Origin of the sequence: Curtobacterium sp. SORGH_AS_0776 (assembly GCF_031453355.1) — a bacterium.
In the GTDB taxonomy this organism is placed as follows: Bacteria; Actinomycetota; Actinomycetes; order Actinomycetales; family Microbacteriaceae; genus Curtobacterium.
Map to the genome: position 1 here is coordinate 3,751,531 of NZ_JAVIYU010000001.1, position 16,503 is coordinate 3,768,033.

Here is a 16,503-nt window from a genome sequence, read left to right on the forward strand (position 1 = left end):
AACCGCATGGCCGGTCTCCTCTACCGTCTCGGACGGTTCTCCGCACGACGCCACTGGCTCGTGATCATCGCGTGGGTGGTGATCATGGGCATCGCGGGTGTCACGTACTCGCTCTTCGCCGGCACCATCTCGTCGTCGATCACGATCCCGAACACCAAGACGAGCCAGGTGCAGGACGAGCTCGCCGACAAGTTCCCGTCCGCGAACGGCGGCACCGGCACGATCGTCTTCGAGACGACGAACGGCAAGGCCTTCAGCGACGCCCAGAAGTCCGACGTCGCCGACTTCCTGCAGAAGGTCGAGAAGCTCGACGGCGTCAAGGGCGCCACGAGCGGGTTCGACACCCAGCAGCAGCTCGACGACCAGCGGCAGAAGATCGTCGACGGCCGCGAGCAGATCACCGACGGCCGTGCGCAGATCGAGAGCGGTCAGGAGGAGCTCGACGCGCAGAAGTCGCAGCTGGCGTCCGGCAAGGAGCAGATCGCCAGCGCGCAGGCCCAGCTGAACGCGCAGAAGGCCCAGGCCGAGGCAGCGGGAGGTGCCGCGGCGGCGGCCGCCCAGGCCCAGCTCGCCCAGGCACAGGCACAGATCGACGCGCAGCAGCAGCAGATCACCTCGGGCGAGCAGCAGATCAAGGCCGCACAGCAGAAGATCGACGACAACACGAAGAAGCTCGACGACAGCGAAAAGGAGCTCGAGCAGGGCTCGAAGCTCCTCGACCTGTCGAAGGACATCCGCTTCGTGTCGTCGAACGGCAGCGCCGTCATCGGCACCGTGCAGTTCACGAAGTCGACCTACGAGGTCCCGGCCGACACGAAGACCCAGATCGCGGACGACGCCGAGGCGGCCGACATCAGCGGCGTCGACGTGTACGTCTCGAACGACATCGCCCAGGGCGTCCCGTCGATCCTCGGCCCCGGTGAGATCGGCGGCGTGATCATCGCCGCGATCGTGCTGTTCCTCATGCTCCGCACGATCATCGGCGCCGCCGTCCCGCTCGTCTCCGCCGTGCTCGGCGTCGGCGTCGCGTCCCTCGCGGCCCTGTCGTTCTCGAGCCTCGTCGAGTTCATCTCGGTCACGCCGGTGCTGGGGGTGATGCTGGGCCTGGCGGTCGGCATCGACTACTCGCTCTTCATCCTCAACCGACACCGGACCCAGCTGAAGCAGGGCATGGGCGTGCACGAGTCCATCGGGCTCGCGAACGGGACCTCCGGCAACGCCGTGGTCTTCGCCGGCGCGACCGTCATCGTCGCGCTGCTCGCCCTGAACATCACGGGCATCCCGTTCCTCGGCCTGATGGGCACGGTCGGTGCCGTCGCGGTGTTCTTCGCGATCCTCATCGCCACGTCCTTCACCCCGGCACTGCTGTCGCTCATCGGCATGCGGATCCTCCGGAAGAAGGAGCGCGCGAAGATCGGCAACACCGACTCGACCCGCGTCCCGAACAAGCCGATGTCGACCTGGCGCGCGGTCATCACGCTCGTCGCCGGCGTCGCGGTGCTCGGCACCATCGCCCTGCCCGCGACGCAGATGCGCCTCGGCCTGCCGACGGGCGCGTCCGAGTCCGTGGAGTCCAGCCAGTACAAGGCGTACAAGGCCCTCGACGACGAGTTCGGTGCCGGCCAGAACGGGCCACTCCTCGTGGTCGCCACCCTGCCGGACTCGGTCAGCGAGGACGACGTCACCGCGACCGAGGTCACCATCGGTGAAGCGATCGCGAAGAACGACGACGTCAAGGCCGTTCTTCCGATCGGCGCCTCGAAGGACCGCGACATCATCGCGTTCCAGGTGAAGCCCGCCGGTGGCCCGGACAGCGTCTCGACCGAGACGCTCGTGAAGGACCTCCGCGAGCAGACCGTCTCCACCGACGACGGGAAGGTCACGCTCGGGGTCGCCGGCAACGCGTCCGCCAACATCGACGTGTCCGAGAAGCTCTCGAACGTGCTGCCGCTCTACCTCGTTGTGGTCGTCGGCCTGTCGCTGATCATCCTCATCATCGTGTTCCGGTCGTTCCTCGTGCCGATCACCGCGACGGCCGGCTTCATCCTGTCCGTCCTGGCGTCGTTCGGCGGCCTGACCGCGATCTACCAGTGGGGCTGGCTCGGCAGCGTGTTCGGGGTGCACGACCCCGCACCGATCCTGAGCTTCCTGCCCATCATCGAGATCGGCATCCTGTTCGGGCTCGCGATGGACTACCAGCTCTTCCTGGTGTCGGGCATGCGCGAGGCGTACGCCCACGGAGCCTCGGCGAAGGTCGCGGTCCAGCGAGGCCTGCACGCCGGTCGCGCAGTGGTCACGGCGGCCGCGATCATCATGATCTCGGTGTTCGCGGGCTTCATCTTCTCGGACTCCTCCACCATCAAGCCGATCGGCTTCGGCCTGGCGTTCGGTGTGCTGGTCGACGCGTTCGTCGTCCGGATGCTGCTCATCCCGGCCGCGATGCACCTGCTCGGCGAGAGCGCGTGGTGGTTCCCGAAGTGGCTCGACCGGATCGTGCCGGACGTCGACGTCGAGGGCGCCAAGCTCGAGCGGTCGCACCCGGCCGGTGGGCACGAGAGCACCCACACCGGGTCGCACGCGCTCCCCGTGGAGCCGGACGCGAACGCGCACGAGTCGGGGCACCCGCCGGCGCACCGCGCGTAGGCACGACGCGACCACCCAGGAGGCGCGGGTCGACCCACACGGGTCGGCCCGCGCCTCCCGTGCGTGCGTCCGGCGCGCTGCCCAGGTCCCGCTGCCCAGGTCCCGCTGCCGACTCGGAACGACATCGCCGACGTCGTACGACAGCGACGGTGTCGCAGCCCCGCGCCCGCAACCGTTGCACGCGCGCTCCAGCGACATCGCCGATGTCGTACGACCGCGACAATGTCGCAACCCCGCGCCCGCAACCACTCGACCGAGCACCGCGCGCGCAGACCCCTGCCGCTCCTTCGTACACGAACGGTAGGGTGGGCGGATGACCGAGACCGACGTCGACCCGCTCGCCCTCGACCGACAGCTCTGCTTCGCGCTCGCGGCGACGAGCCGGAGCGTCATCGGGCTCTACCGCGACCTGCTCGAACCCATGGGCCTGACGCACCCGCAGTACCTCGTCATGCTGGCCCTCTGGGAGCAGGACCCACGCTCCGTCCGCGAGATCGCCCGCGAACTCCGGCTCGACTCGGCCACCCTCAGCCCGCTGCTCAAGCGCCTCGAGGCCTCCGGCTACGTCCGCCGCACCCGGAGCACCACGGACGAACGCCAGCTCGAGGTCTCCCTCACCGTCGCCGGGCGCTCCCTGCGCGAACAGGCCCGGGCGGTCCCGCTCGCCGTCGCCGACCGCCTCGGCTGGCCGCTGGAACGCCTCGAAGCACTGAAGGACGAGCTCACCGAACTGCTCGAACGCGTCGACACCGTGTGATCGGCCGTGTGCTGCGAAGCCGTTCGTGGCACAATGGTTCGTGTACGAACGAAAGGACGGACCGTGGGTCGCTTCGGACAGTGGTACGAACGGTGGAACAGCACGCTCATCGCCAAGATGGGCCCGTCGCAGATCGGCGCCGGCCACCCCGAGGGCATCGACGACCGCACGATCGACCGCGGCTGCCCGATCTGCGGCCAGCCCCTCTCCCAGCACCAGGTGATCCGCCCCGAGGGGCAGGTGCGCTCCTCGACGTTGGTGTGCCCCCGAGCCTGACGATCCACCGGAACGGGGAATTGCATCCGGCAACACCTCGTTCCCCCCAGACGTGAAGCTCTTCGAACCCGCCGACTTCGGCGCACTCCCCCTGTCGAACCGCATCGTGATGGCGCCCCTCACTCGCACGCGCGCCGGTGAGCACGGCATCCCGAACGACCTGCTCGTCGAGCACTACGCCCAGCGCGCCGGCCTCGGGCTCATCGTCACCGAGGGCACCTGGCCCGTGCAGGAGGGCCGCTCCTACCCCGGGCAGCCCGGCATCGAGACCGACGAGCAGATCGCCGGGTGGCGCCGCGTCGCCGACGCCGTGCACGCCGAGGGCGGTCGCATCGTGATGCAGCTCATGCACGGTGGCCGGGTGTCCCACACCGCCATCTCCGGCACGCCGCGCATCGTCGCCCCGTCCGCGATCGCCGCTCCTGGGCAGACCCACCTCCCCGACGGCTCGAAGGCGGACATGCCCGTCCCCCACGCCCTGACCACCGACGAGGTGCGCGAGGCCGTCCAGGGCTTCGTCCGCGCCGCCCGCAACGCGATCGCCGCCGGACTCGACGGCGTCGAGGTGCACGGGGCGAACGGCTACCTCGTGCACGAGTTCATGTCGGCAGCGTCGAACACGCGCACCGACGAGTACGGCGGTTCGCCAGAGAACCGCGCCCGCTTCGCGATCGAGGTCACCACGGCCGTCGCCGAGGCCATCGGCGCCGACCGCACCGGCATCCGCCTCTCCCCCGAGCACGGCATCCAGGGTGTCCTCGAGAGCGACCCGGCGGACGTCCACGCGGTCTACACCGCCGTCGCCGAGGGCCTCGCGCCGCTCGGACTCGCCTTCGTCGACATCCTGCACGCCGAGCCGACCGGCGACCTCGTGCAGCACATTCGCCGGACCGCGGGCGCCCCGTTCATCGCCAACTCCGGCTTCAGCGCGCTGACCACCCGTGACGAGGCCATCGCCCTCGTCACGCAGGGCCACGCGGACGCCGTGGGCGTCGGTCGCGCGGCGATCGCGAACCCGGACCTCGCGTACCGCTGGGAGCAGGACACCGAGTTGAACGAGCCGCGCCCGGAGCTGTTCTACGGCAACGGCGCCGAGGGCTACACCGACTACCCGACGCTGGCCGAGGTGCGCGCGCAGGTCGCGTAGTCGACGCGACCGGGTCACGGACGGGAGGCGCGGTGCCAGCTGGCACCGCGCCTCCCGTCCGTCCGCCCACCCGGTAGGGTCGTGAGGTCACGAACCGGGGGGAACCGTGCAGGCACTGCGCACACCGATCGACACCACCGCCCTCACCGAGCCGGTCCGACGCCGCGACGCGCGACGGACCTGGAAGGCCCTCGTCGCCGAACACCCCGAGGCGCGCGACCTGGTCGGACTCGTCCGACGGATCGTCCTCGGCGCCGGAGCGCTCTGCCTGCCGATCGGCCTGCTCGCGTTCGCCCTCGTCATCACCGCCACCATCGCCGAGGGCGGCGAGGACGTGGCGACCGCCGTGCTCGTGCAGAGCGTGATCGGCGCCTTCCTCGGCCTGGCCGGGGTCCTCTGCACCTGGGCGTGGATCCGGGTGCGGCGCCGACGCCCACGGAAGCGGGTGCACCACCGCCTCGCCCGGTTCGCGGCGGCCAACGGCATGACCTACAGCCCGGGCCCGACCGGGACCCGTCGTGACGCCCCGCTCCGGCGACGCGGCGCGCTGAACTGCTACCGGGTGCTCCGGACCCCCGGGCCCCGAGGCCTGGAGTTCGCAAACCACGAGCTCGTCCGGTCGACCATGACGAACACCTCACCGGCGTTCGGCGGGTACTGCGCGATGCGTCTGCCGGTGGCGTTGCCGAACATCCTGCTGCGGTCCGAGGAGGGCCCTCGACGCCCGCTGCACACCTCGTCGGTCGTTCGTGGCTCGCAGGTGCTGTCGTTGGAGGGCGACTTCGACCGGTACTTCCGTCTGTACTGCCCCACCGGGTACGAACGCGACGCGCTGTACCTGTTCACGCCGGACGTGATGGCGCGGCTCGTCGACCACGTGCAGGGGCTCGACGTCGAGATCGTGGACGACTGGATGTACCTGATCAGCGCCCGTGACCTGATCACGGACCGGCCCGAGCGGTGGGAAGCCCTCGCGGCGGCGGTCGACGCCCTCGACGACCGGGTCGAGCGCTGGGCGCGGTGGCGGGACGAACGCTCCGAGGTGGCTGTCTCCGCCGACGACGGCCCGGTCGTGCGGGTGCGGGAGGTCGCGAAGCCCGGGAGGCGGCTCCGGACGACCTGGGGTGCCGGGACGGTGCTCATCGTCGGGACGGTGACGCTCGGGTTCGTCGCGCTGATCGTGGCGATCAACCTGTCCTGACCGGGCTGCTCGGTGGCCGGCGTCCGCGGCGTTCCTGTGCGGACGCTCCGGTACGGTGGTCTCGTGAACAACGGGTGGCGCGACGGTCTCTTGGTCGTGTGGATCATCTCCCTGCTGGCGGCGATCGGGCTCTGGGTCTCGGCGATCGTCATCTTCGGCAAGGGAACGGACTCGGTCGAGCTCATGCCGCTCGCGGCGTCGCTCGCCGGCGCCGCTGCCGTGGTGAGCTTCTGGTGGTTCGTGTCGCTGCTCCTGTGGCTCGCGGTGAGCGCGGTGGTGCGGGAGCACGAGAAGGACCGGCAGCAGGCGGCGCGCCTGCGCTGACGCGGCTCCGCCCCGCGGTCAGCGGGCGGCCACGATCTCCACCTGACGTGCGGGCAGAGCGCTGCGCGACGCGGTCGCGAGGCGAGCCGGCAGGACGACACCGCCGACCCGGTGTGCGAGGTAGTCGACGAACGCCCCGACCGTGCTGTCCGAGCTCGGCTGTTCAGCCGCCGACCGCATGTCATCGGCGGACCGGACGTCGAGCGCGCCGTCGACGTCCATCACGGCGACGCGACGAACACCACTGCCCGTCTTCACGAAGACGTTCGCGTAGCCGCCCACCGCCTCGATCCGCCGCAACAGCACCGGGAGACGTTCGTCCGCCAGGGCCACGACGACCGGCGTGCGGCCCTCGACGTCCACGACCTCGAGTTCGACGGCCGCGAAGTCGCCGACTGCGAGCGACCGGTTGATCTCCGCACGGAATGCGTCCAGCTCAGACATCGCGCTCGTCCCTGCCCTTCATGTCCCGGATTGTAACGGCGTACCGCATGGCCTGGTCCGATGCCACGGCGAAGAGTGCGGCCACGTCGTCGGCTCTGTGGACCGGCCCGATGCTGCTGACCTCGCCCGAGGTGTGGTGGAGGTGGACGTACCCGTGGCAGCAGTCGACACGAGCAGCTTCGATCCACTCCCCGTCGATGTCGAGCGTGTGGACGAGGATGGCGAAGTCGACCAGCCTCCCGCCGCTCCGGAAGAGCCGGTGGTCGACCCGGACGGTGTCGGCGTCGTCGACGCTCTGGTACCAGGAGCGCTCGGTGCAGGTGGACCGGTCCGGCGGCCGGTACTCGCCGCGCGTCTGGTCGGCGGTGACTCGCTCTGCCGTGGCACGCGCACGACGCTCATCTCGCCGCTGCTGCTGGGTGCGCCGTGCCATGGGCACGAACCTAGACAGCACGGAGATCGGGCTGCAAGGAGTCCGCATACGAACTCGCGTTGCGGCCGCTCTGCCAACACGACGAAGGCCCCGTCGCAGTGCGGCGGGGCCTTCGATCGGTTCGGCGGTGCAGTGCGCTCGAAGGGACTCGAACCCCCAACCTTCTGATCCGTAGTCAGAAGAAGTATGCTGAACTGGCTGGACAAGCGTCAGATTTGACTGCTAGAGTCTCAAACATGCCCGCACAAGCCGACACAGGCTGGGGCACATGGATACACCGAACGGATACACGGATGCACCGCAGAAGGAGGGCGTGATGAACGCCAAGGAAAGCAGTGACGCTAAGCCCGCCTACACCGAGTGGGCTGTTCGGCACAGCCAAGGGACTGTCGCATACACCTCGGAGCGCAGCGCGCGCGAGAACCTCGAGTGGCATATGAGCTCCTACGAGAAGAACGCACGAAACAACTTCAAGCCGTACATCGTGACCCGCGAAGTCACCGACTGGGTTCCGTACAACGGCTGATCCCAGCAATCAACGAGGGCCGGTTCGCGGCAACGGACCAGCCCTCACGCCCCACCAGTGAAGCAAGCACAGGAGGAACAGAAGTGGAAGTTACACCACGCCACCGACGTAGGAGGCCCGCAGCCTTCACCCACGTAGGAGTGCTCGGCGGTCAATGGACTGCGCACGACAGGAGAAGGAGGCCGTGATGGCCCGCATCACGCGAGGTAAGGGCGAGGGAGCACTGTTCCGAGTCCCTGCCGACACCAGCAAGCCGCTGAAGTTCTGGCAGGCCACGGTAGAGCTCCCTCCCCGAAACGGGGAACGACGACGCAAGTTCGTCCGATCCAAGGACAAGCGCGTTGCACTGACGAAGCTCCGCGAACTACAGAAGGATCTCGCGAAGGTAGGCGACTTGCCCACCGCATCGCAAACGCTTGAGTCGTGGCTCCGGCACTGGTTCGACCAGATCCACAGCAAGCGCGTACGACCCAAGACGATAGCCACCCAACGCGGCATCATCGACAACCACATCGTCCCCGCAATCGGCAGCACCCGGCTCGACAAGCTCGAGCCGCTACACGTGCGCCGCATGCACGACGCGATCACGGACAAGGGCCTCTCATCAACCACCGCACTACAAGCGCACCGCATCCTCGGCACAGCACTCCGCGACGCCGAACGAGAAGGACGCGTCACACGTAACGTCACCACCCTGGTTGATGCACCACGCCGAGCGCAGACAAACCTCGCCGTACTCGACCTCGATGCCGGCGTGCGCATCCTGCAGGAGTCAGCACGTCCGGGTGACCGCATGGGGTCACGTTGGGCGACGGCGCTACTGACCGGTGCTCGTCAGGGTGAAGTGTTGGGACTCGAGATCGACCGTGTGTCCGACCACCTCGACCTGTCGTGGCAGCTGCAGCGCCTGACATGGGCACACGGCTGCAACAAGAGCGATCCGCGGCAGCCAACGTGCCCGTGGAAGCGTGGCGCGGATTGCCCGCAACGATTCCTCGACGCACCCGTGGATTGGGAGCACCGGCACCTCACTGGCGGCCTCTGGCTGTCACGCCCGAAGTCGGCGGCGGGGTGGCGCGTAATCCCACTCGTCGACCCGCTGCGGGAGATCATCGAACGGCGCATCGCAGTGGCCACCGCGGAACCGAACCCGCACGGACTCGTGTGGACCGCCGAGCAGAAGCGCACCCCGCAAGGCGTTCTACTTCCACTCGATGGCTCCCCCATCGACCCGCGCGTGGACAACGCCGCCTGGCACGAACTGCTGCAGCGCGCCGGTGTGAACGACGCCCGACTGCACGACGCACGCCACACCACAGTCGACCTGCTCTACGAGGCAGAAGTACCCGAAGCAGTCATCACCGAGATCGTCGGACACTCCACCATCGGCATGTCCCGCCGCTACCGGTCACGAGGCAACCAGCGGGCACTACGCGATGCCCTCACCAAGATGTCCAAGCTGCTCACCGTAGGTACTGAACCAGACCTGCCACAGCCGCAGACTGACGCCTAACTCGGCGGCGATCTTCGCCGGGTCGTCAGTCCACTGGCACACAGCAAGAGCTTCACCCGCGTTGATGAGACGGCCGGCCGCTAAGCGGTCGGCCGTCTTTTCGTGCTTCGGGGATGAGTCGCGGTGGCCGAGGTGCGCATGCGCGAGCTCATGCGCGAGGGCAGACCTGTCGTGCACGGTTCGCATGCCCTGCCGGATCACGATGAGGTTGTGGTCCGGGTACCAGAAGCCGTTTGCGGTTCGCAGCTTCCGGTGGATGACGTCGATACCAAGCTGGTCTGCGTGCGCATACGGGTCGTACTGCCCAGCCATTGCCTCTCCCTACGGTGCCTGGTCCTCCGGCTCGTCCGACTCAGGATCACGGGACATAGCCGCCCGTGCGTCTCCAGACGATTCCAGGTCGTCAACGGAGCGGTTCCGCAGCGGGATGACGGGATTGTGCCCACGACCCCCTGACACTCGCTCGGCTTCCGCGGCCATCTTGGCCGCATCGCGCAGAGCCTCCGAGTACAGGTCAACCGCCGGCCGGTCACCGATTGCTTCGACGATCTTGAGGAACACCGGACTGGTGAGGTGCGACTTGCCGTTGAAGTAGCGACCGAGCGAGGAGACGCTGATCCCAGTGCGCTCAGCCAGGGCGACCAACGTCAGCCCCTTCTTGTTGTAAGCGCCGGTGAGGACGGCCGCTAGCGCGGGCGTGATGAAGTCTGCTGTATCAGGCACCATGCCAGAGTAGCGCCATCAGACGCCAAATCTGACAAGAAACATGCTGTACATGCTTGCGCAGGTCAACTTTGACCTGTAGCGTGTCAAACATGAACCTCAGGAGGACCGCCGAGGCGATCGCCACCGCGATCGTCGCATCCGGCACCGACACCGCAACCGTTGCGAACGCCGCTGGCGTGCCCGTCGCGAGCCTCGTTGAGCACCTCCACACCGGAGACCTCACGATGCCCGAGATCGTGCGCGTCAGCGGCGTTCTTCGTTTGCGCCCCGAAGACCTGTTCGCAGGAGCCGCAGCATGAACACTCTCGAGAAGCTCGCCTACTCGATCCCCAACTTCGCCACCGCGGTCGACCTCAGCGTCGACACGATCCGCAAGGCGATCGATTCCGGTGATCTGATCCCGGCCTACCCCACCAAGGCAGGCCGCAAGCCGATCATCTCCAAGGCGGAGGGCGAGCGCTGGCTCGCATCACTCCCCTCTGAAAGGCCGGCTGCTTAGCAGCTGCCTGATTTTGACGCCCGACCAGGGCGTTACTTGTCGCGCTCGGAGCGCGACACGCGATCCACCAGTAGCCCCCGTCACAGGCAGGCGTCGATCGGTGGTGAGGCCTCTACGTACGGGGCGATTCGAGAACACAGACAAGCATCTGGTTGCGAGATACGCGGGAAGCAACCCCAAGCCAGCCTCCGGGCGGCTGGGTCCCTTACATGCAGCGAAATGGTGAGCCGCCTAGGAAGGCGCGATTCAGGTGCGTACGTCCGGCAGGTATGTCCCTGCCGGCAGGCGGCGGCTTCCGGTTCGACTCCGGCTGCCCCCACATGGACGAAAACGATCTGCTTCCTGACGCGGAAGCCATGACAGACACATGGGCAGGCGAGTCCGGCTACTACCAGTGGCGGCTCACCGCTCTCGATCATCCGAACTTCCTGCGGCTTTTTCTCGAAGAGCAGAAGTCGCTGCAATACGCCGCAGAATACATGAGGCGGAAAGCGACACCAGCGGTTGTGTACTTCGTGCAGCAAGGCACCAACGGTCCGATCAAAATCGGAGCAAGCCGCAACTTCGGCAAACGACTGAAGACATTGCGCACTCACTCACCTGTTGAACTCAGGGTGCTCGGCACTTTCGCGGGCGGCTTCGATGTGGAGCGAGATCTGCATCACGAGCTAGCCGCACATCAACTCGAGGGCGAGTGGTTCTCTCCAGCCCCCGAAGTACTCGCTGCCATGACTCGAATCGCTCTCACTGCATAACCCCAGGCTCCGTAAATCCCTGAATGGGTGCGTGATCGAATCGCGCCGGAGCCACATGAACGAGTCCATTTTGTCGCATCACATCAACGTGGTGCTGTCTCGTCTTATCGCGGCCGTGTTCGTCACGGTCCTGGTTGCAGCCGCAATCGTCGCAGCAGCCACCCTCACTCACGCAGCACACGTGAACCACTGCGTTACCGCGCAGATGGACACGGTGACGACTGCTGACCCGGTGTTGACGCGTACCCAATGCGACGCCGCATACCGGTGATCCCACAGGCCGAGCGCCGAGATAGTTCACCCGAAGCTCTATCTCGGCGCTCTTCAACGCACACGAACAACCCAACGAAGGGCAAGTACATGGAAACGATGCAGGTGTTCGATCTCAGGTGCCGTAATTGCTCGTGGAAGCAGTCGCACATCGTGACCAACGAGTACGCGCAGACGCTGCGTATCCAACACCAGTTCCGGTACGACAAGCACGTTGTGGAGGTGGCGTCATGAGTGTTGCGCACGCTAGAGCAAACGACCCGTCCGAGTCCGCAGCCGCATACAACCCGGAACAGGCGCACATCATCCTCGAGGCCGTGTCTTGGTTGTACACGCTCGGCCCGAGCTCGGATGAGCAGATCGCAGACCTGTACTTCCACCACTACGTCGGTTTTCACTGGCCTATTTGCGACTGGGAATCGGTGCGCAAACGATGCTCCGATGCGAGGCGTCTCGATAAGCGCATCCAGAAGGTGGGCACGACGAAGAGCTCGCACGGCAAGACGGTCGGCGTCTACGGATACCAGGAGCTGGCGGCATGACCAAGCAGCAGGGCGGCACCGCACATGACCTGTTCGCCCGTTACTTCCCCGGCGACCCGTATACGACCACGTTCGAGCCGACAGCAGTGCAGACAGTGAACGTCACCCGGCACGCACAACGGCAGGCGACCAACGGTGACGAGTTGAAGGCGTTCATGCAGGCGCTTGGCCTCATGTCGTACGACAGCAAGTCAACGGAACGTGTCATCACCGGCCAATGCAAGCGCGGCCACGACAGGGCGGTGCACGCGAAGGTGCGTGCTGACGGGTTCGTGGAATGCCGCCTCTGCAAACGGCTGATGGCGCAAGCACGGGAGCGGAAAGCATGAGCACGCAGCTGCCGTTCACCATGTCGAAGCATGCGGTTGACCGTGCGCTCGAGATGAACGTGGATGGCACCGAGATCCGCGCGTGCTTTGACCGGCCAGAAGACGTGCTGTGGTCGCGTAAGTACGCTTGCTGGTGGTTCGTACGTGGCCGCATCACATTGTCCGTCAGCGAAGACCGGGCATGCGTCATCACTGTCCTCTGGTCGAACGAACACGACTGGCGGGCTGACTACGCACGCGGCGGTGACCTCACAGGCCGCGAACGACGATCACGAACAGACATGGCGTATTTGCCAAGGAGACGAGCATGAACGAGCTCCCGTGGCGTTGGGTGTACGACCCGCCTGCACGTGAACAGGTGGAATTGACCGTCCATGAACGGGTCGTCTGGTGGGCGATCTGCAACAACGAGGAAGTGATGTGGTGAACGACATCGAAAAGGCTCGCGACGTGCTTACGAAGTGGCGCGAGGACAGTGTTTCGTTCCCGCCTGGCGACGCTCAGACACCCAAAAGGCTCGCACTGGTAACCGGCACTGCTGGTAACTCAGACTTGCTTGACGCTATCGATGGGCTGTTGTGGCGCTGGGCGATCACCGACTCGTCGATTGTGCGGATGTATGCAGAGCTAATGGCCGCCGCCATCGTCGCCGCCGATGAACGGATGCAGCAATGACGTCCGAACGTGAGTCGTTCCGTGAGCCGCCCATCATCCTCGCTGATGGGCGGCTTCTTATTTGGGCGGACGGCGAATGGATGGCGTTTCTCCGCGACGGTAAATCGTGGACAACCGGTGTGCTCGACAGCAGAGACGTTTCCGCGCTCGTGCAACATTTGCCGCTCTTGGCAGACAACACGATGCACCTATGGGATGAGGCGAAATATGGATGACGAATTGGTGCCGATCTTCATCGCCAGCATGTACGACTTCGAGCTGTACGAAGACGGCGAATGGCGTGTCTGGCAGGACGGGAAAGTAGTCGTGTCCGGTGCGTTCAGTCGCCGCGACCTGTCCAACCTTGCTGAAGACGCACTCCGCATCGAGAGATCCAAAATCGGCTTGCTCGGAGACGACAGGGTGGAGGCGCACTAATGCCACGCGAAACACGGTTCTTCGAATGCGTCACATGCGAAGAACAATACGACTCATGGTCCGCCGCTGAACAGTGTGAGTGGCGACACGAATACGAGAAAGAGCAGACAGCATGACCGGCACGTTCTGCACCGGTTGGGACCGTTTCGACCCCGACGAATGGGTCATCATGCCGAACTGGTGGCAGAGGGTGCGGATGATCTGGACTCTTAGGAAGGAGATGCGGACGTGGTAAACGCAACCAAATGTCTGCACTGTGGCAACCCAGTCATGACTGTGACCGCTTATGGGGCGGGTGGAACATATTGGACGCACGCGGACGGATACCAAGAATGTCCTCCGAAGTATGCAGCACCTGATCTGATGGGATTCCGATGACTTTCACCATCCACGACGTCGAGCAGGGCACCGACGAGTGGCACGCACTGCGCCGCGGCATCGTCACAGCGTCCACGATTGGGCATCTCATCACCCCGAAGACGGTCAAGGTCGCAGCGAACGACAGCGCGCGCGCCCTCGTCATGCACCTCACCGCCGAACGGATTACCGGGTACACAGAACCGACCTACGCATCCATGGACATGGAACGCGGCAAGATCGACGAGCCCTACGCCCGCGATGTCTACTCCGAGCACTACGCACCAGCCGTCGAAGTTGGTTTCATGACGAACACCTTCAACGGGCACACGCTCGGGTACAGCCCGGACGGTGTGGTCGGCGATGACGGACTCATTGAGATCAAGTCACGCCGGCAGAAGCAGCAACTCGCAACCGTCCTCGCAGACGCCGTACCGCTCGAGAACATGGCGCAATGCCAGACCGGGCTACTCGTCACCGGCCGCGAATGGCTCGACTACGTGTCCTTCTGCGGTGGCATGCCCCTCTACGTGAAGCGCGTCTACCCCGACCAGCGATGGTTCGAAGCCATCCTCGGCGCTCTTGAGCTCTTCGAAGTCGAAGCTGAACGCATCACCGCCACCTACACCGCCAGAACCAACGGTGCGCCCATGACCGAGCGCAACGAGTTCTTCACTGACGATGAGATCAGGATCTGATGGCAGGGACATGCAGCTACGGCAGTTGCGATATGCCGCGAGGAAAGGCCTTGGGTCTGTGCAACGCGCACTACGCCCGGCAGCGACTTGGCCGACCAATGGAGCCACCGGTCCGCAATGCACGTGCGACTGACGCGGAGCGCTTCTGGTCGAAGGTCGACAAGACTGGCGAATGCTGGCTCTGGCGCGGAGCAACGATGAGTCGATACGGCATCTTCCGGCTCAACAGTCGAAACCACGTTGCCCATCGCGTCGCATTCATGTGGGAGCACGGGCCGATTCCTCACGGTGCGGAGGTCGACCACATGTGCTTCAACCGTAGCTGCGTACGGCCATCGCACTTGCGCTTGCTTGACCACCAGAAGAACGGCCAGAACCGCTCGAGCGCCAACAGCAACAGCAAAACAGGCGTCCGCGGCGTGTATTGGAACGAGGCGCGCAAGGGCTACATGGCTGCCGCGTCAGTCCGGGACCGCATCTATCGGATGGGGCCGTTTCCTACCGTCAACGAAGCCGAAGCAGCGATCGTCGCATGGCGCAGAGACAACATGCCCGCGTCGATCCATGACCAACGAAAGGCAGGTTGAGGCATGGACCTCACCCGAAGTATCGAGCCGAACAGCTCACAGGTCAACGCGGATGATTTGATCGCGTCCGACCGCACCGTCACCATCACAGGCGTCGAATCGGGAAGCGCTGAGCAGCCAGTGTTTGTGCACCTGCAGGAGATCCCCGACCGCACCTGGCGACCGTCCAAGTCGATGCGCAGAGTCCTGGTCGCTGCGTGGGGGCCGGAAGCGTCGAACTACGTCGGCCGGCGCGTGACACTCACCCGCAACCCCGACATCACGTTCGGACGTGAGCGCGTGGGTGGGATCGAGGTCGCCGCCATGAGCCACCTCGACAAGCCGCTCACCGTCGCACTCACCGCCACTCGTGGCAAGCGGAAGAACTTCACCGTGCAGCCACTTCCTGACGCCGCACCTCAGCGCGCATGGCTGACCGAGCTCGCCAACGCAGGAACCGACATTGTCGCGATCGGTCAACTCGGACAGCAGGCAACACAGGCAGGCGCACCCGCAGACGTCGTGCAGCAGATCCGGGAACGATTCCAGCAGGTGAAGGGAGAGCAAGCATGATCATCAGCAGCGCAAATGTCGGCGGGGACACGGACACAGAGGTGGAGGTCCGTGAATACCACGACCACATTGAAGTCCGCATGCTCACCGAACGCGTCGATCCTCGACCGGTGTGGGTATGGGTCGACGGCGTGCAGGTACGCCCGTGATCAAGATCGCCACCTTCACAGTCCCAGGGAATCCCAAACCCAAGGAACGACCACGTTTCGGTCGGGGCCGCGGATACACGACAGAAGCCACTCGAGCAGCAGAAGCTCGAGTGGCTTCTTCGTTCCGCGACAACCTCGGGGTCCGGCACACGATTGAGTCGCCTGTCACCGGGCCGCTGCGTGTGAGGCTGCGGTTCTTCCGAGAAAACATGCGCCGAGTAGACCTCGACAACTTGGCGAAGATCCCACTGGACGCACTCAACAAGCTCGCATGGGTGGATGACTCACAGATCATGTCGCTCATCGCCAGCAAGCACCTCGACCGGGATAACCCACGTACCGAGATCGAATTGTGGGCGACGAAGTGGACGCGATGAGCGCAGACACGATCTACGTCGAGGTGTCCGGAACGAACTGCATCATCGGAGGCAGACACGGCGTCGTTACGTCTGTCCACTACAGCCCGATCGACCACAGCGTCGATGGCGCATTCGTTGGCTGGGACGACGGCGGCACCGGATACGTCACTACGGGGTGTCACGCCGGCACTGAGCGCCTGGGTGGCCACTGGACACATCGCGAGGTGCAATCAGTTCGCGACATCGACCGCGACGAATTCGACGTGCTGTCCGGGCTTGCGGCTATGCGTTCACACCTGGGGTGGCGGCAATGAAAGAAAGGAG

At 65.5% G+C, this 16,503-nt stretch carries 28 protein-coding genes and 1 tRNA gene; 24 read left to right on the top strand and 5 right to left on the bottom strand.

The annotated features are described in order from the left end of the window. Positions 1–6: 6 nt before the first annotated feature. The 6 genes from QE359_RS18290 to QE359_RS18315 all read left to right on the top strand — a co-directional run bounded on the left by QE359_RS18290 (position 7) and on the right by QE359_RS18315 (position 6,348). Positions 7–2,643, top strand: a complete 2,637-nt coding sequence (locus tag QE359_RS18290; RefSeq protein WP_309780250.1) for an MMPL family transporter — start codon at positions 7–9, stop codon at positions 2,641–2,643. A 313-nt stretch (positions 2,644–2,956) separates the two neighbouring features. Beyond that, positions 2,957–3,400 carry a MarR family winged helix-turn-helix transcriptional regulator gene (locus QE359_RS18295; protein ID WP_070418166.1) on the top strand — a complete coding sequence of 148 codons (444 nt, stop codon included), beginning with the start codon at positions 2,957–2,959 and terminating at the stop codon, positions 3,398–3,400. 63 nt (positions 3,401–3,463) lie between these two features. After that, complete coding sequence (locus QE359_RS18300; protein WP_175473687.1) at positions 3,464–3,676, top strand: hypothetical protein; 213 nt, start codon at positions 3,464–3,466, stop codon at positions 3,674–3,676. Between the two features lie 52 nt (positions 3,677–3,728). After that, a complete protein-coding gene (locus tag QE359_RS18305) occupies positions 3,729–4,823 on the top strand; it encodes an alkene reductase (RefSeq protein ID WP_092386067.1) in 1,095 nt (364 codons plus the stop codon). Between the two features lie 106 nt (positions 4,824–4,929). Next, on the top strand, positions 4,930–6,024 hold the full coding sequence (locus tag QE359_RS18310) for a hypothetical protein (RefSeq protein WP_309780252.1): 1,095 nt from the start codon (positions 4,930–4,932) through the stop codon (positions 6,022–6,024). Positions 6,025–6,087: 63 nt separating this feature from the next. Next, complete coding sequence (locus tag QE359_RS18315; RefSeq protein ID WP_309780253.1) at positions 6,088–6,348, top strand: hypothetical protein; 261 nt, start codon at positions 6,088–6,090, stop codon at positions 6,346–6,348. A gap of 18 nt (positions 6,349–6,366) precedes the next feature. Here the strand turns inward: QE359_RS18315 and QE359_RS18320 are convergent, their stop codons facing one another. The 3 genes from QE359_RS18320 to QE359_RS18330 all read right to left on the bottom strand — a co-directional run bounded on the left by QE359_RS18320 (position 6,367) and on the right by QE359_RS18330 (position 7,434). Continuing rightward, positions 6,367–6,792 carry a hypothetical protein gene (locus tag QE359_RS18320; protein WP_309780254.1) on the bottom strand — a complete coding sequence of 142 codons (426 nt, stop codon included), beginning with the start codon at positions 6,790–6,792 and terminating at the stop codon, positions 6,367–6,369. Then, the gene (locus QE359_RS18325) at positions 6,785–7,225 is read right to left on the bottom strand and encodes a hypothetical protein (protein ID WP_309780256.1); all 441 of its coding nucleotides are present in this window, start codon (positions 7,223–7,225) and stop codon (positions 6,785–6,787) included. Before QE359_RS18325 ends, QE359_RS18320 begins: the two co-directional genes overlap by 8 nt. A 133-nt stretch (positions 7,226–7,358) precedes the next feature. After that, a tRNA-Arg gene (locus tag QE359_RS18330) sits at positions 7,359–7,434 on the bottom strand. Between the two features lie 107 nt (positions 7,435–7,541). Between QE359_RS18330 and QE359_RS18335 the strand changes: the two genes are divergently transcribed. Together QE359_RS18335 and QE359_RS18340 are read left to right on the top strand one after the other, a co-directional pair. Continuing rightward, complete coding sequence (locus QE359_RS18335; RefSeq protein WP_309780257.1) at positions 7,542–7,751, top strand: hypothetical protein; 210 nt, start codon at positions 7,542–7,544, stop codon at positions 7,749–7,751. 187 nt (positions 7,752–7,938) lie between these two features. Further along, complete coding sequence (locus QE359_RS18340) at positions 7,939–9,264, top strand: tyrosine-type recombinase/integrase (RefSeq protein ID WP_309780258.1); 1,326 nt, start codon at positions 7,939–7,941, stop codon at positions 9,262–9,264. Here QE359_RS18340 and QE359_RS18345 read toward each other — a convergent pair. Together QE359_RS18345 and QE359_RS18350 are read right to left on the bottom strand one after the other, a co-directional pair. Next, positions 9,181–9,576 carry an ImmA/IrrE family metallo-endopeptidase gene (locus tag QE359_RS18345; protein ID WP_309780259.1) on the bottom strand — a complete coding sequence of 132 codons (396 nt, stop codon included), beginning with the start codon at positions 9,574–9,576 and terminating at the stop codon, positions 9,181–9,183. The two genes, QE359_RS18340 and QE359_RS18345, sit on opposite strands and share 84 nt — an antisense overlap. Positions 9,577–9,585: 9 nt before the next feature. After that, positions 9,586–9,987 carry a helix-turn-helix transcriptional regulator gene (locus QE359_RS18350; protein ID WP_309780260.1) on the bottom strand — a complete coding sequence of 134 codons (402 nt, stop codon included), beginning with the start codon at positions 9,985–9,987 and terminating at the stop codon, positions 9,586–9,588. Between the two features lie 92 nt (positions 9,988–10,079). On the opposite strand from QE359_RS18350, the gene QE359_RS18355 reads away from it, so the two are divergent. The 16 genes from QE359_RS18355 (at position 10,080) to QE359_RS18430 (ending at position 16,493) form a co-directional block, all read left to right on the top strand. Beyond that, positions 10,080–10,289, top strand: coding sequence for a hypothetical protein (locus tag QE359_RS18355; protein WP_309780261.1), 210 nt, complete (start codon positions 10,080–10,082; stop codon positions 10,287–10,289). After that, complete coding sequence (locus tag QE359_RS18360) at positions 10,286–10,489, top strand: hypothetical protein (protein ID WP_309780263.1); 204 nt, start codon at positions 10,286–10,288, stop codon at positions 10,487–10,489. Before QE359_RS18355 ends, QE359_RS18360 begins: the two co-directional genes overlap by 4 nt. Before the next feature lie 320 nt (positions 10,490–10,809). After that, positions 10,810–11,244, top strand: coding sequence for a GIY-YIG nuclease family protein (locus tag QE359_RS18365; RefSeq protein ID WP_309780265.1), 435 nt, complete (start codon positions 10,810–10,812; stop codon positions 11,242–11,244). Positions 11,245–11,275: 31 nt separating this feature from the next. Next, a complete protein-coding gene (locus QE359_RS18370) occupies positions 11,276–11,515 on the top strand; it encodes a hypothetical protein (protein ID WP_309780266.1) in 240 nt (79 codons plus the stop codon). Positions 11,516–11,744: 229 nt separating this feature from the next. Then, positions 11,745–12,056 (top strand): hypothetical protein, encoded by a 312-nt coding sequence (locus QE359_RS18375; protein WP_309780267.1) that lies wholly within the window; start codon positions 11,745–11,747, stop codon positions 12,054–12,056. Then, positions 12,053–12,385 carry a hypothetical protein gene (locus QE359_RS18380; RefSeq protein WP_309780268.1) on the top strand — a complete coding sequence of 111 codons (333 nt, stop codon included), beginning with the start codon at positions 12,053–12,055 and terminating at the stop codon, positions 12,383–12,385. The genes QE359_RS18375 and QE359_RS18380 overlap by 4 nt, the downstream gene beginning before the upstream one ends. Further along, complete coding sequence (locus QE359_RS18385; protein WP_309780269.1) at positions 12,382–12,696, top strand: hypothetical protein; 315 nt, start codon at positions 12,382–12,384, stop codon at positions 12,694–12,696. The genes QE359_RS18380 and QE359_RS18385 overlap by 4 nt, the downstream gene beginning before the upstream one ends. A gap of 112 nt (positions 12,697–12,808) precedes the next feature. Next, entirely contained in the window at positions 12,809–13,060 is a 252-nt protein-coding gene (locus QE359_RS18390; RefSeq protein WP_309780270.1) for a hypothetical protein, read from the top strand. Next, complete coding sequence (locus tag QE359_RS18395; RefSeq protein WP_309780272.1) at positions 13,057–13,275, top strand: hypothetical protein; 219 nt, start codon at positions 13,057–13,059, stop codon at positions 13,273–13,275. Before QE359_RS18390 ends, QE359_RS18395 begins: the two co-directional genes overlap by 4 nt. A 7-nt stretch (positions 13,276–13,282) precedes the next feature. Further along, positions 13,283–13,477, top strand: a complete 195-nt coding sequence (locus QE359_RS18400) for a hypothetical protein (RefSeq protein WP_309780273.1) — start codon at positions 13,283–13,285, stop codon at positions 13,475–13,477. Positions 13,478–13,851: 374 nt separating this feature from the next. Further along, positions 13,852–14,532: a YqaJ viral recombinase family protein gene (locus QE359_RS18405; protein ID WP_309780274.1), complete on the top strand. Its 681-nt coding sequence runs from the start codon at positions 13,852–13,854 to the stop codon at positions 14,530–14,532. A 50-nt stretch (positions 14,533–14,582) separates the two neighbouring features. Then, positions 14,583–15,119, top strand: coding sequence for an HNH endonuclease signature motif containing protein (locus QE359_RS18410; RefSeq protein WP_309780275.1), 537 nt, complete (start codon positions 14,583–14,585; stop codon positions 15,117–15,119). Between the two features lie 3 nt (positions 15,120–15,122). Further along, complete coding sequence (locus QE359_RS18415) at positions 15,123–15,671, top strand: hypothetical protein (protein ID WP_309780276.1); 549 nt, start codon at positions 15,123–15,125, stop codon at positions 15,669–15,671. Further along, the gene (locus tag QE359_RS18420) at positions 15,668–15,820 is read left to right on the top strand and encodes a hypothetical protein (protein ID WP_309780277.1); all 153 of its coding nucleotides are present in this window, start codon (positions 15,668–15,670) and stop codon (positions 15,818–15,820) included. The genes QE359_RS18415 and QE359_RS18420 overlap by 4 nt, the downstream gene beginning before the upstream one ends. Beyond that, entirely contained in the window at positions 15,817–16,197 is a 381-nt protein-coding gene (locus QE359_RS18425) for a RusA family crossover junction endodeoxyribonuclease (protein ID WP_309780278.1), read from the top strand. Before QE359_RS18420 ends, QE359_RS18425 begins: the two co-directional genes overlap by 4 nt. Beyond that, a complete protein-coding gene (locus QE359_RS18430; protein WP_309780279.1) occupies positions 16,173–16,493 on the top strand; it encodes a hypothetical protein in 321 nt (106 codons plus the stop codon). The genes QE359_RS18425 and QE359_RS18430 overlap by 25 nt, the downstream gene beginning before the upstream one ends. Positions 16,494–16,503: the final 10 nt, after the last annotated feature.

Coding starts and splice junctions, on each gene's coding strand:
- QE359_RS18360 (WP_309780263.1), top strand. CDS start 10,286: ATGAACACTCTCGAGAAGCTCGCCTACTCGATCCCCAACTTCGCCACC.
- QE359_RS18340 (WP_309780258.1), top strand. CDS start 7,939: ATGGCCCGCATCACGCGAGGTAAGGGCGAGGGAGCACTGTTCCGAGTC.
- QE359_RS18335 (WP_309780257.1), top strand. CDS start 7,542: ATGAACGCCAAGGAAAGCAGTGACGCTAAGCCCGCCTACACCGAGTGG.
- QE359_RS18380 (WP_309780268.1), top strand. CDS start 12,053: ATGACCAAGCAGCAGGGCGGCACCGCACATGACCTGTTCGCCCGTTAC.
- QE359_RS18420 (WP_309780277.1), top strand. CDS start 15,668: ATGATCATCAGCAGCGCAAATGTCGGCGGGGACACGGACACAGAGGTG.
- QE359_RS18405 (WP_309780274.1), top strand. CDS start 13,852: ATGACTTTCACCATCCACGACGTCGAGCAGGGCACCGACGAGTGGCAC.
- QE359_RS18345 (WP_309780259.1), bottom strand. CDS start 9,576: ATGGCTGGGCAGTACGACCCGTATGCGCACGCAGACCAGCTTGGTATC.
- QE359_RS18290 (WP_309780250.1), top strand. CDS start 7: ATGGCCGGTCTCCTCTACCGTCTCGGACGGTTCTCCGCACGACGCCAC.
- QE359_RS18320 (WP_309780254.1), bottom strand. CDS start 6,792: ATGTCTGAGCTGGACGCATTCCGTGCGGAGATCAACCGGTCGCTCGCA.
- QE359_RS18395 (WP_309780272.1), top strand. CDS start 13,057: ATGACGTCCGAACGTGAGTCGTTCCGTGAGCCGCCCATCATCCTCGCT.
- QE359_RS18355 (WP_309780261.1), top strand. CDS start 10,080: ATGAACCTCAGGAGGACCGCCGAGGCGATCGCCACCGCGATCGTCGCA.
- QE359_RS18375 (WP_309780267.1), top strand. CDS start 11,745: ATGAGTGTTGCGCACGCTAGAGCAAACGACCCGTCCGAGTCCGCAGCC.
- QE359_RS18365 (WP_309780265.1), top strand. CDS start 10,810: ATGGACGAAAACGATCTGCTTCCTGACGCGGAAGCCATGACAGACACA.
- QE359_RS18415 (WP_309780276.1), top strand. CDS start 15,123: ATGGACCTCACCCGAAGTATCGAGCCGAACAGCTCACAGGTCAACGCG.
- QE359_RS18385 (WP_309780269.1), top strand. CDS start 12,382: ATGAGCACGCAGCTGCCGTTCACCATGTCGAAGCATGCGGTTGACCGT.
- QE359_RS18325 (WP_309780256.1), bottom strand. CDS start 7,225: ATGGCACGGCGCACCCAGCAGCAGCGGCGAGATGAGCGTCGTGCGCGT.
- QE359_RS18295 (WP_070418166.1), top strand. CDS start 2,957: ATGACCGAGACCGACGTCGACCCGCTCGCCCTCGACCGACAGCTCTGC.